We start from the raw sequence: 12,597 nt of genomic DNA on the forward strand, positions 1-12,597 counted from the left end.
TAGTTCGACCCGGCCGCGAGTCACGAATCGCCCTGACGGGCAGCCGGCCGAGCCCTCGGCAGGATCACGGCTCACGGGGCGACCGCCACGCCGGTGTACTTGCGCAGTTGCTCGGACAGACCGGAAGCGTCGAGCGGCAACGGGTGCACGTAGGCGCGGCCGGCCGCGTCGAGGAAGACCGTGACCGGCAGGTTGATCCGGCCCAGCCCGTTGAGAAGCTTGCCGTCCTCGTCGAACAGGGTCGGCATGCGTACGTCCTTGTCGCCGGCGAACTCGGCACCCTTCCCGCGATCGTCCTTCGAGTCGACGCCGACCACGGTGACCCGTCCCGCGGCCTTGTCGGCGAGGGCCTGCATGACGGGCAGCTCGGTGCGGCAGGGCAGGCACCAGGAAGCCCAGATGTTGATCACGGCGGGCCCGCGCACGTCGCGAAGCGCGATTTTGTCGCCACCGGTGAAACACGACAGTTCAAGGTCGGGCAGATCAACGACGGTGGCACCGGAGCCACCCACAGCAGCCGAGGCCGACGGAGCAGCAGCCGGCAAAGCGGCGGCCGAGGGAGCCGCGGACGGCGGCGCGGTCAGAGTGGAGCAGTCCTGAAAGGGCGAGGCTACGGCCGCCTCGTCGTCACCGCAGGCCGAGGTCGCGGCGATCAGCAGCAGGGTGAGCGGAACGGCGAGGGTCCATTTCAAGCGACGCCTCACGGGACCTCCGGCGCGACGATCGCGGCCGCCGGCACCAGCGACGGGTCGACCCCGGCGGCCACCGCGAGCTCGCGGGCGCGCGGCCCCTTGAGCAACTTGGCCGCCGCGGCCGCCTCGGTCGGCCCGGTGCCGTAGGACGGGCACATGGCCGCCAGCGTGCAGGCCCCGCAGGCCGGCTTGCGGGCGTGACACACGCGCCGCCCGTGGAAGATCACCCGGTGCGACAGCATGGTCCAGTCGCGCTTCTCGATCAGGTCGGCGACCAGGAACTCGATCTTGACCGGGTCTTCCTCGGACACCCAGCCGAAGCGGTTGGTCAGCCGGCGGAAGTGGGTGTCGACCGTGATGCCGGGCACGCCGAACGCGTTGCCGAGGATCACGTTGGCCGTCTTGCGCCCGATGCCCGGCAGTGCGACCAGCTCGTCGAGCGTGTGGGGCAGCACGCCGTCGTGCCGTTCGAGCAGCGCCTGCCCGAGCTTGATCAGCGAGTCGGTCTTGTTGCGGAAGAAGCCGGTGGGCTTGAGCATCGTCTCGAGCGCGACCCGGTCGGCCGCCGCGTAGTCAGCCGCCGAGCGGTAGAGCTGGAAGAGCGACGGGGTGACCTGATTGACCCGCACGTCGGTCGTCTGGGCCGACAGAATCGTGGCGACGGCCAGCTCGAGCGGGTTGGTGAAATCGAGCTCGATGTGGGCGTCGGGGTGCGTGTCGGCCAGGACCCGGGCCATCTTGCGGGCTCGCCGCTTGCGCCCGATGGGCGTTTCCGACGCGAACCGCTTGACCGACCGCACCACCAGAGTCACCGCTAAAGAGTACGTCGAAGCACCGACAGGAATTCGTCACGCGGACGGCTTGATCGACCCATCCGCACCGATCGTGGCGCCCGTGTCGGGGAAGTCAGCCTTCGTGAGCTGCTGAACGATCTTGCGGCCCTGCTCGTCGGCGGCGTCACGCGTGGGCAGACCGTTCGAGTTCATGTAGGTCGAGAGCAACTTCCCACCCACGTACGTCCCGTCCTTGCTGAGCGTCGCGTGCAGGATCCCGCCGTACTTGAGCACCCCGGTGCGCGACAGCGTGCGACCGCCGCCCGCGAAGTTGCCCAGGCTGTAGGCGATCAGCTTGCCCTTGTAGAACTCCATGCCCCGCAGCACGTGCGGCCCGTGCCCGACGACCAGGTCGGCCCCGGCGTCGATGACCGCGTGGCTGAACTTGATCGGGTCGCCCCGGTTCTCGCCGAAGAACGTCTCGGTGCCCGGCTTCACGTGCTGCTCGTCCGAGCCCTCGGCGCCCATGTGCACCTGCACGACGACCAGGTCGGCCTGCTCCTTGGCCTTCTCGACCACGGAACGGGCCTGGTCGAGGTCGAGCAGGCTGTTCGCCCCGGCGTACGAGGAGAAGCCGATGACCGCGACCTTGACGCCCTTGACCTCGGCGACCGTGATCTCGTCGGTGTTGCCGGTGTATTTGACGCCGGCCTCGTCGAGCGCCTTGCGGGTGCTGCGCGCGCCCTGCGGCCCGAAGTCCTTCGAGTGGTTGTTGGCCGTGTTGACCAGATCGAACCCGCCGTCGACGAGGTGCTTGGCATAGGACGGCGGCGACCGGAAGGCGAAGCAGTTGGCCCGGGGCGGCGACCCGCACTTGGAGGTGCCGGTGTCCTCGGAGAGCGGCTGCTCGAGGTTGCCCATGACGAGGTCGGAGGCGAGCCCCTTCTTGACCGAATCGAAGAAGCCCTCGCCGTTGCCGGGCGGCATGCGGCTCGGCGCATTGCTCATCATGATGTCGCCGGTCGCGGAGAGTGTGACGGTCCCCTCATCGGAAGACGGCTTCCCGGCCGACGGAGACGTGCCCGCGGGCTTGGCCGGGGCCGTCGAAGACCCGGCCGGCTCTTGCCAGGTGGCCTCGGTCTTGTCGGGGTCCCGGTTCGCGAAAGCGACACTTCCGACACCGATGGCCGCGAGGACCGCCAGGACAATAGTGATAGTAAGGACAGGACGCCCGAAAAGGCCCGGTCGCTGGTGTGAGGGGTGGGAATTCATCGACGGCGACGATACCGTCAGGTTGCACCGCGGACTAACCGTCGAAAGGCTGGTCGTCGACCCCACACGGCGACGAAAAATACTGGCCGTCACGGTCGGGCCGGTTACCCTGAGGTATCTCGATCAAGGGGTGGCCGCCCGATTCTTGCCCGCGTGCGCCTAGACTGATCGAGCGCAGGCGTTGCGCGTGTTCGGAGGTGCGGCGATGGATGAGGTACTGGCGCGCAGCGGAATCTTCCAGGGCGTGGACCCGGAAGCCGCCGAGGCGCTCGCCAAGGAGATGGACACGGTCGAAGTCCGCAAGGGCGACGTCCTGTTCAACGAGGGCGAGGCCGGTGACAGCCTGTACATCGTGCTGTCCGGCAAGATCAAGCTCGGACGGCGGGCGGCCGACGGCCGGCAGAACCTGGTTTCGATCATGGGCCCGTCCGACATGGTCGGCGAGCTCTCCCTCTTCGACCCGGGGCCGCGCACGGCCACCGCGACCGCGGTGACCGACGCCCGGCTCGCGCGGTTGAAGAAGACCTCACTGCGACCGTGGCTCAACAACCGTCCCGAGATCGCCGAGCAGCTCCTTCGGGTGCTGGCCCGCCGGCTGCGGCGCACCAACGACGCCCTGGCCGACCTGATCTTCACGGACGTGCCCGGTCGTGTGGCGAAAAACCTGCTCCAGATGGCGGGCCGGTTCGGCACCCGCGACGGCGGCGTGCTGCGGGTCACCCACGATCTCACCCAGGAAGAGCTGGCTCAGCTCGTCGGCGCGTCCCGCGAGACGGTGAACAAGGCCCTGGCCGACTTCGCCTCCCGCGCGTGGCTGCGGCTCGACGGCAAGAGCGTGATCATCCTGGACCCTGAGCGTCTCGCCCGGCGCGCCCGGGTCTAAGTAAAAACGATCTTTCAGGGGCCATCCCGATGGGGCGGCCCCTGAAACGCGTACGTACCCCCTGAAAAGGCGACAAACCAGCCGCATTTGCATCCGTGTCGCACCCGCTCAACCACTCGTTACGGAGGTGGTCGAGAGGCACCGGCGGACACGAGAGGGCGCGGCTTTGAACATGCTGGGGGGCGCACAGCGCATCGGGGTCTCGTCGTGACCGTGCTCGACACCACCCTCGACGCGCGCACCCCCGGCTACCTCGAGGCTCGCAACGCCACTCTCGACCGGCTCGACCGGCTCGAGGCGGCGATCGAGGAGGCCCGGGCCGGAGGCGGCGAGCGGGCGGTCACCCGGCACCACGCCCGTGGCAAGCTGCTGCCCCGGGAACGCGTCGAGATGCTGCTCGACCAGGACTCCCCGTTCCTCGAGCTCTCCCCGGTCAGCGGCTGGGGCACCGAGTTCCCGGTCGGGTCCGGGGTGGTCACCGGCATCGGCGTGGTCGAGTCGGCCGAATGCATGATCATCGCGACCGACCCCACGGTCGAGGGAACGGCGGTCAACCCGTACGCCGTGGAGAAGATCCGGAGGGCGGCGAGGATCGCCTCGGCCAACCGGTTGCCGCTGGTGAACCTGGTCGAGTCGTCGGCCGACACCCCGGCGGGAGGGTCGCCACCCGGCGGCGGCATCGCCCGCGACCTGAGCCGCCTGTCCACCCGGCGCGTGCCGACCGTCTGCGTGGTCTTCGGCCCCACCAACGGCGACACCGCCTACCTGCCCGCGCTGTCGGACTACACCGTGATGGTGCGCGGGCACGCGAAGACGCGGACGAACGGCAGCAAGCTGAGCGCGGCGGCCGATCAGATCGCCGAGGACGAGCGCGACGCTCTGCGCCTGGCCCGTCAATGCGTACGCCGTCTGAACTGGCGCAAGTGCGGTCCGCCACCCCGGGCCTTCCCGCCGGTCGAGCCGAAGTACGACGCCGAGGACCTGCTGGCCCTGGCCGGGCTGACGGCCGATTCCCGCGAGGTGCTCGCCCGGCTCCTCGACGGCAGCGAGTTCGACGAGTTCAAGCCCGCCCTGGGCACAACCGTGCTGGCCGGCTGGGGCGAGCTGCACGGCTACCCGGTCGGCGTGCTGGTCAGCTCGGGCAGTCCACAGACACCGGCCGACACCCAGAAGGCGGTGCACTTCATCCAGCTCGCCAACGCCACCGACACGTCCCTGCTGCTGATCCAGCGTGACGACCGTGGCGCTCTCGGCTCCGGCGCGGTCGACGCGCTGGCGCACTCCACCGTGCCGCTGATCGCCCTCGACACGGGACGCACCGGCGACCCCCGCTTCGCCTTCCGCTGGCCCGCCGAGGGCCCGAGGGCCGGCGGCGACGACGACGGCGTCATCGACCCCCGCGACACGCGTACCGTGCTCGGCCTCTGCCTCTCCGCCGCGCACAGCGCGGCCGTGGAAGGTGCCGGGCACGTGGGCGTGTTCCGACCCGGAAAGGTAGACCAGTGATCCGACGTCTTCTGGTGGCCGACCGTGGCGAGACCGCCCGCCGGGTGTTCGCCACCTGCCGCCTCGTCGGCATCGAGACGGTCGCCGTCTATTCCGCCGCCGATTCCGACGCGCCCCACGTCGGCGAGGCGGACTATGCCGTACGCCTCGACGGCGGCACCCCGCGCTCGTCCTACCTGCGGGGCGACCTGATCATCACCGCCGCTCAGCGCTCCGGCGCGAACGCGATCCACCCGGGCATCGGCGAGCTGGCCGAGGACCCCGACTTCGCCGCGGCGGTGGCCGACGCCGGCATGATCTGGGTCGGGGCCCCGGCCAAGACGCTGGGCGTGCTGCGCAGCAAACGCGAGACGAAGGTGCTGGTCGCCGAGGCCCGTGTGCCGGTGCTGCCGAGCTACGGCGACCCGTCCGAGGTGCCCGGCTTCCCGGTGCTGATCAAGCCCGACACCGGCGCGGGCGGGGCCGGGCTGAGGGTCGTACGGGATGCGGCCGCCCTCGCCGAAGCGCTCGCCTCGACCCGGCGTGAGGTCGGCGGCGAGGTCTACTGCGAGCCGTTCGTCGAGGACGTGCGCCACATCGAGGTGCCGATCCTGGCCGACGAGCACGGCGCAGTCGTCCCGTTCGGCGAGCGCGAATGCTCGATCCAGCGTCGCTACCAGAAGATCGTCGAGGAGACGCCCTCCCCCGCGGTCGACCCCGGGCTGCGCGAGGAGCTCTGCCGGGCCGCGATCGTCTCGGTGCGGGCGCTGGGCTACGTCGGGGCGGGCGCGGTCGAGTTCCTGCTCGACGCGGACGGCGACTTCTGGTTCCTCGAGCTCACGCCGACGCTGCAGGCCGAACACGCGGTCACCGAGTGCGTCTCGGGCTATGACCTCGTACGCCTGCAGTTGCTCGTCGCCGAGGGTGGCAGCCTGCCGATGCCGGGCCCGCCGCCGATCCGCGGTCACGCGATCGAGGTGCGGCTGTGCGCCGAAGACCCGGCCTACGCCTGGTTGCCGGCCAGCGGCACCGTGCACCGGTTCGCCGTGCCCGACGTGGCCAGCCGGTTCCGCCCGCTGCCCGCGCCCGGCCTGCGGCTCGACTCCGGAGTGGAGGACGGCTCGGTCGTCGGTGTGCACCATGACTCCACGCTGGCCAAGCTCGTCGCCTGGGCGCCCACCCGGCAGGAGGCGGCGCGCATGCTCGCGTCGGCGCTGACCCGCACCCAGCTGCACGGCGTCGCGACCAACCGTGACCTGCTCGTGCGTGCCCTGCGGCACCACGCGTTCCGTACGGGTGACGTGGACACCGGCTTCCTCGACCGCCGGCCCGAGGTCTTCGCCCCCCTGCTGTCGGCCGTCGACGCCGTACGCCTCTCGTGCCTGGCGGCCGCACTCGCGGGCGCGGCGGCCCGGCGCGCGCACGCCACCGCGCTCGGCTCGCTGCCGTCGGGCTGGCGCAACGTGCCGTCGGGCTCGCAGACCGCGGTCTACGACGGCCCGGCCGGCCCGGCCGAGGTCGGCTACCGCATGAACCGGCACGGCGAGCTGGCGGGCTGGTGGGTGCGCACGGTCGACCCCGAGGAGCTCGACCTGGCCGGTCTCGGGCAGGCGCCGGTCGCGGGCGACTATCCCGAGACGGTCGTGGTGCAGGCCGGCGACGAGCGGGTGGTGCTCGACGTCAACGGCATCCGGCTGACCTTCAACGTGCACCGGGTCGGCGAGGTGTCATATGTGGACAGCCCCGAGGGCTCGGTCGCGTTGCGGGCGCTCTCGCGCTTCCCACTGCCGGCGCCCGAGGCGGTCGAGGGCTCGCTGACCGCCCCGCTACCGGGGGCCGTACGGCGTGTTCTCGTCGTGCCCGGTCAGCGAGTGCGGGCCGGGGAGCTGCTGCTCACGCTGGAGGCAATGAAGCTCGAGCACCCGGTGCACGCGCCCAACGCCGGGGTGGTCGCCTCGCTGCCCGTGCACCCGGGCACCGAGGTCGACACCGGTGAGCTGCTAGCCGTCCTGGATCCCGAGTAGACCGAAGAGCCACTTCTTCTTCGTCGGCGGGAGCGGGTTGCGTACGGTCGGGGTGTCGTCGCCGGGGGTGAACCGCGGTGGCGGCACGTGGCTACCGGGGGTGAGCTGCACGGCGGTGAGCATCTCGCGCAGTTGCTTGGCCGTCGGCCGGGCCCGGGGATCGTTGGCCATGCCGTAACGCAGGACCTCGGTCAGCGATTGCGGGATCCCGGGCAGGTCGGGGATGGGCCGGTGGAACAGGTCCATCAGGGTGATCAGGCTCGGGCTCCGGTCGGCGTCCCACCGCGGCGGCGCGCCACGCATCACCGCATAGAGGGTGGCGCACAGGGCATAGACGTCGACGGCGCCGCTCGGCTCGTCGTGCCGGAACATCTCGGGCGGCGCGTAGGCCGGCGTCAGCACCTCGAGGTTGACCGAGGAGTCGCGCATCTCGCCCAGCACGGCCAGCCCGAAATCGGCGAGCACGGCCGAGTTGAACTGCGAATGGAGGATGTTCGCGGGCTTCACGTCGCGGTGCAGCACCCCGTTGGCGTGCGAGTGCACCAGCGCGTCGGCGATCTTGATGCCGAGATCTTTGGTCTCGCTCGCGCCGAGCGGGGAGCGGCGCATGCGCTCCAGATAGGACCCGTCGCAGAGCTCCATGATCAGGTAGGGGTGCTGGTCGACGGTCACGCCGACGTCGAAGAGGTCGACCACGTGCGGGTGCGACGACATGCGCCCCGCCGCGCGCGCCTCCCGCAGGAAACGGGCCTGGTCGCGATCGCTCTCCAAGCGACGGTTCTCTACCTTGATCGCGACCTCACGGCCGACCGAGTCTTGCATCGCGCGGTAGACGGTCGCGTAACCGCCTCGCGCCATGATTGACAACCCGGACATCCCGGGCACGTACGGAGTGGGCAGTGCTCCGCGCGGCGTCTCGGTCATCGCGGTCTCTCGCTCAGCAAAGCCGGGCTCCTGTCATGGACTGAAAATACGCCAGGTGCCCACTAGATCATCCAGGCATGTCAGACGCGTAGGCGACAGTCGCCGGTGCGGCTGACTCCAGAGGAGTGACGGCAAGCGCCGCCCGCAGCTCCTCGGCCGCCACCCGCTCGCTGGTCTGCTCGGTCGAATAGGCCAGGAGCACGGCTTCCTCGGCCGCGGCCTGCGCGTCCTCGCAGCGATCACTCGCGGCCAGCACTCGCGCGTGGACCATCGCGGCGATCACGCCGCTGCGCACATCTTCGGCGTCGACCGCACGGGCGCGCTCGATCCACGTCAGAGCGGCGTCGATCCGACCGTCGGCGAGCAGAGCCGAGGCGTACGACGCCAGCGCGTGCCTGCGCGAGAAGAGCAGCGACGGCACTCCCGTGTCGGTGGCGATCGGCGCCAGGAGCCCGATCGCGGTCTTCGCGTCACCGGCCCGCAGTCGCGCCTCGGCCAGCAGCACCCGCGGCCCGACCTGAGCCGGCGCCATCGGATTGTGCGGCTCGACCGCGGTCATCACCCGGCGGGCGTCGGCCTCGGCCCCGGCCAGGTCGCCGCGCTGCAGGGCGACGAACCCGCGCACCGTGCCGGCCATGCCCAGCAGCAGCGGGTGGCCGGTGCGGTCGGCGTAGGCCAGCGCGTCGGTCAGCAGGTCGTAGGCGTGATCGAACTCGCCCAGACCGCGGGCGATGGCGCCCCGCACGACCAGCGCGAGCCCGCGCCCCCAGTCGTCGCCGACCGCGTTGAAGTCGCGGTAGGCCCGGCGCGCCTCGCCGTCGGCCTCGGCCAGTTCGCCCAGCTCAGAGGCCGCGTATGCCTCGACCGCGCGCAGCGTGCCGACCGCCCAGGCCTCGCCGACCCGGTCGCCGAAGGGCAGGAAGATGCGGGCCAGGCGGCGCGACTCTTGCAGGCGACCGGAGAGCAGCCGGGCGAACGCCGCGGTGCCGCGCAGCCACGAGCGGCCCACCGGGTCGCCCAGCTCGGCGAAGAGCCGCGCGGCCCGACCGAGCACGGCGTCGGTGCCGGCGAAGTCGCCCCGGGTCGTGGTCACCCACGCGAGGTTCTGCAGCGCCCACGCCTGCCCGTGCCGGTCACCGGCGGCCAGGGTCACCTGATAGGCCGCGGCGAAGCGGCTGCTGGCCTGGCTGAGCCGGCCGGCCAGGAAGTCGGCCATGCCGAGGCGGCGCATCGCGTTGGCCCGCTCGGGCAGCAACTCGGCCTCGGTCGCGACCTCGAGCGCCTCCTGCCAGGCGGCGACCGCGCGGCCGGTGTCGCCCAGCGCCTCGTGCGCCCGGCCGACGACGAGCAGCGCCTCGGCCCGGCTGACCGGCTCGTCGGTCGAGCTCTTGGCGATCTTCTCGCCGTGGGCCAGCGCCTCCTCGGCCCGGCCCAGGCGCAGCAGCGCGCGGGCGTGCACGAGCTGGTCGGGCAGCGGCAGACCCTCGGGAGCCAGGGCCGAGGCCCGCTCCGCGTATTCGATCGAGGCAGCCGGTTCGATGTTGGCCAGCGCGCGGCGGGCCAGGCGGCCGAGCGCCGCGACGCCGAGCGGGGCGACGTCTCGTACGGCCGCCTCGGGACGCAGCCGCACCGCGTCGGCCAGCTCGACCGCGCACTCGGCGTGCACGGCCACGAAGGCGTCGCGCTCGTTGTCGGTCAGGCTCAGGCGCTCGGCGCTGTCGTAGCCGAGCCGGCCCAGGTTTTCGGGCGCGGCCCAGTTGGCCAGGTAGGCGTGCCGGTCGGCCAGGTCGGCCTTGCCGATGCCGGAGTAGGCGGCCTCACGCATGAGCGGGGTCGTGAACGCGTAGCCGCCCCGCGAACGGTGCAGCATGCGGCGTTGCAGCAGCTCGTCGATCGACCGTTCCAGCTCGACCGCGGCCACCGCGCCGGGACGGGCGTCGGCGGAGGCCCGCCGCTCGCGCAGCGCGTCGATCACGCCGCTGGGCACCGTGTCGCCGACGACCGCGGCGTCGCGCAGCACCGACCGCGGCTCGGCGGGGAGCGCGTCGATGCGGGCGGCCAGCACGGCGGCCAGGTCGCGGGAGAGCAACTGCCGGCCCAGCGAGCCGTCGGCGAGCTGCCACTTGCCGGCCGCGTTCGCCCCCACGGCCGGGGTCAGCGCGCCCCGCTCCATGAGCAGCGTGATCATCTCGGCCAGATAGAACGGGTTGCCCTGGGCGGTGGCGAGCAGCCGGTCGGTGTCGGGCTGCGGCAGCTTGCCGCCGTTCAGATACGAGGTCAGCAGGCGGGAGGCGTCGGCGCCGCGCAGCGGGGGCAGCGAGTGCACCTCGGCGTCGGCCATGCGGGTCAGGGCGCCGGCCGTGCGCACCAGCTCGGGCCGGCCGAGCAGCAGCACCACCACCGGGCCGTCGAGCAGCGAGAGGGTGCGACCCAGCGCGTCGACCGTCGAGGCGGTCGCGTCGTGCAGGTCGTCGACGATGACCACCAGCGGCGCCTCGGCGGCCAGCGCGCTGAGCAGCTCGGCGACCGCGGCCGAGAGCGCCTCGGCGTCGGCCCGCTTGCCGCTGGGCTGCCAGTCGGCGTCGGCGGCCGGGCCGACCGGGTTGGCCGGGGCCTCGCCGTAGCCGAGCAGCGCCAGCAGACGGTCGATGTCGATCACGGCGGGCTCGCCGTCGCGGCCCAGCCGGTTGGCCAGCTTGCGCAACCGCTCCTCGACGACCGTCCGGCCGACCGAGGAGACCACGTCCTTGGGCAGGCCGACCGATTTGCGTACGAGGTCGGCCAGCGGGGCGAATCGGCGGCGCTCGCCGAAGGCCCGGCAGCGCACCCGCAGCACGCGAGCCCCGGTGTGCGCCGCGTAGCGCCCGTTGCCCACGTCGTAGCCCGCGGCGAGGCGCTTGACCTCACCGGCGAACCGGGACTTGCCGATGCCAGCCTCGGCGGTCATGACCATCACGCGCGGCGTGCCGGCGTCGATGGCCTCGGCCAGCCGGCCGGCCACCCGGCCGAGCTCGGTCTCGCGGCCCACGAAGGGCGCCTCGTCGCCGAGGCCCGAGCGGGTGCCCGGGGCGTCGTGCAGGCCGAGCAGCTCGAAGGCGGGCACGGGCTCGCGCTTGCCCTTGAGCCGCAGCGGGCGCAGCTGGCGCCAGGAGGCGACGTGCCGGGTGCCGCCACTGGTGCGCGAACCGGCGTAGACGGCACCGACCGCGGCCGCGTCGGCCAGCCGGGCCGCCGTGTTCACGGTGTCGCCGATGACGGTGTATTCGATGCCGGCCTGCAGACCGGCCACCACCTCACCGGTGTTCAGGCCGACGCGCAGGCCGAGCGGGGCGCCGCCGCCGCGCTCGTCGTCGAGCACCCGGCGGACCGCGCGCTGCATGCTCAGCGCGGCGCGGACGGCTCGCTCGGCGTCGTCCTCGTGGGCCACGGGCGCGCCGAAGACGGCCATGATGCCGTCACCGGTCAGCTTGTCGACGTGGCCGCCGAACGTCTTCACGGCGCCGGCCAGGGCAGCCAGCACCCGGTCGGTGACCGCGCCGACCCGCTCGGGGTCGAGGTCTTCCGACCAGGAGGTGAAATCGGACAGGTCGCCGAAGAGCACCGTGACGATGCGCCGCTCGGCTGCCGGGAGCGACGCGGCCGCCGGAAGGGCCGCACCGCAGTTGTGGCAGAAGCGGGCGCCCGGCACGGCGACGGTTCCACACACAGGACAGGTCACAGCGGATCCAACCTGCTTGCGGGTCTTCCTGATTCCCCGATTTTGTGATTGAGGTAATCCAGTTGCGCGGCGGCCGACCAGACAGCCGCGAACCGTACGCCCGGATCGATGTCGGGATAGACGAGGTCGACGACCTGCTCGGCGGTCTGCGCGCCGGCGGCGATCGCCGCCTCCACCTGCGTCAATCGTTGCCGTCGATGGTCGAGATATTCCCGCGCGACGGCCGCCACATCTGCTCGCACAGGGCCGTGACCAGGCAACATCGGCACTTCCTCGGACGAGCTCAGGCGCTCGAGACTGCCCAAATAGGCACCGAGGTCACCGTCCGGATGGGCAACAACCGTGGTGCCTCGCCCGAGGATCGTGTCACCGGTCAGCATGACCCGGGTGTCCCCGTCGTCGACGAGAAAACACACCGAATCGGAGGTATGACCGGGAGTCGCGAGCACCTCGATGTCGAGGCCCGCGGCGAGCAGGTGGCCCGGCACGAGCGGCTCGCCCGCCACGCAGTGGGCCGGATCGGCCGCGAGCACGGGCACGCCGCCGAGAATCTCGGACAGGCGCGCGGCACCCTCGACGTGGTCATGATGACCGTGCGTAATCAGGATGAAGCGGTAAGGACCGTTGTCGGCGATGCGGGCGAGGTGGTTCTCATCGAGCGGGCCGGGGTCGACGACGACACCCAGTGCCTCGCCCGGAGCCCGCAGCACCCAGGTATTGGTGCCATCCAGCGTCATCGGACCCGGATTGGGGGCGCGAAGCAGCGCCACCCAGCCCGGCAGCCCGTCCAGCGCAGCAGCCCCCATGCGCGAAATCCTACGTCGCG

9 protein-coding genes are annotated in these 12,597 nt (G+C 71.9%); 3 read left to right on the top strand and 6 right to left on the bottom strand.

Going from position 1 to position 12,597, the window contains the following annotated elements; genetic code table 11:
- Window positions 1–71 precede the first annotated feature (71 nt).
- The 3 genes from EER30_RS05315 to EER30_RS05325 are packed head-to-tail and all read right to left on the bottom strand — an operon-like array spanning window position 72 to window position 2,737.
- On the bottom strand, window positions 72–704 hold the full coding sequence (locus tag EER30_RS05315; RefSeq protein ID WP_240669760.1) for a TlpA family protein disulfide reductase: 633 nt from the start codon (window positions 702–704) through the stop codon (window positions 72–74).
- Window positions 701–1,498 carry an endonuclease III gene (gene nth / locus EER30_RS05320; RefSeq protein ID WP_255436479.1) on the bottom strand — a complete coding sequence of 266 codons (798 nt, stop codon included), beginning with the start codon at window positions 1,496–1,498 and terminating at the stop codon, window positions 701–703. The genes EER30_RS05315 and nth overlap by 4 nt, the downstream gene beginning before the upstream one ends.
- Before the next feature lie 42 nt (window positions 1,499–1,540).
- Window positions 1,541–2,737, bottom strand: a complete 1,197-nt coding sequence (locus EER30_RS05325) for a CapA family protein (RefSeq protein ID WP_127498753.1) — start codon at window positions 2,735–2,737, stop codon at window positions 1,541–1,543.
- A 205-nt stretch (window positions 2,738–2,942) separates the two neighbouring features.
- Between EER30_RS05325 and EER30_RS05330 the strand changes: the two genes are divergently transcribed.
- The 3 genes from EER30_RS05330 (at window position 2,943) to EER30_RS05340 (ending at window position 7,129) form a co-directional block, all read left to right on the top strand.
- Window positions 2,943–3,620 carry a Crp/Fnr family transcriptional regulator gene (locus EER30_RS05330; protein WP_020515203.1) on the top strand — a complete coding sequence of 226 codons (678 nt, stop codon included), beginning with the start codon at window positions 2,943–2,945 and terminating at the stop codon, window positions 3,618–3,620.
- Between the two features lie 207 nt (window positions 3,621–3,827).
- The gene (locus EER30_RS05335; protein ID WP_127498755.1) at window positions 3,828–5,126 is read left to right on the top strand and encodes a carboxyl transferase domain-containing protein; all 1,299 of its coding nucleotides are present in this window, start codon (window positions 3,828–3,830) and stop codon (window positions 5,124–5,126) included.
- On the top strand, window positions 5,123–7,129 hold the full coding sequence (locus EER30_RS05340; RefSeq protein WP_127498757.1) for an ATP-binding protein: 2,007 nt from the start codon (window positions 5,123–5,125) through the stop codon (window positions 7,127–7,129). The genes EER30_RS05335 and EER30_RS05340 overlap by 4 nt, the downstream gene beginning before the upstream one ends.
- On the opposite strand, the gene EER30_RS05345 is transcribed toward EER30_RS05340, so the two are convergent.
- The 3 genes from EER30_RS05345 to EER30_RS05355 all read right to left on the bottom strand — a co-directional run bounded on the left by EER30_RS05345 (window position 7,106) and on the right by EER30_RS05355 (window position 12,577).
- On the bottom strand, window positions 7,106–7,987 hold the full coding sequence (locus tag EER30_RS05345) for a serine/threonine-protein kinase (RefSeq protein ID WP_240669761.1): 882 nt from the start codon (window positions 7,985–7,987) through the stop codon (window positions 7,106–7,108). The genes EER30_RS05340 and EER30_RS05345 overlap by 24 nt on opposite strands.
- A gap of 133 nt (window positions 7,988–8,120) precedes the next feature.
- Window positions 8,121–11,771 carry an adenylate/guanylate cyclase domain-containing protein gene (locus EER30_RS05350; RefSeq protein ID WP_127498761.1) on the bottom strand — a complete coding sequence of 1,217 codons (3,651 nt, stop codon included), beginning with the start codon at window positions 11,769–11,771 and terminating at the stop codon, window positions 8,121–8,123.
- Entirely contained in the window at window positions 11,768–12,577 is an 810-nt protein-coding gene (locus EER30_RS05355) for an MBL fold metallo-hydrolase (protein WP_240669762.1), read from the bottom strand. Before EER30_RS05355 ends, EER30_RS05350 begins: the two co-directional genes overlap by 4 nt.
- Between the last annotated feature and the right edge of the window lie 20 nt (window positions 12,578–12,597).

Origin of the sequence: Actinoplanes solisilvae, assembly GCF_003999975.1 — a bacterium.
Lineage (GTDB): Bacteria > Actinomycetota > Actinomycetes > Mycobacteriales > Micromonosporaceae > Actinoplanes > Actinoplanes solisilvae.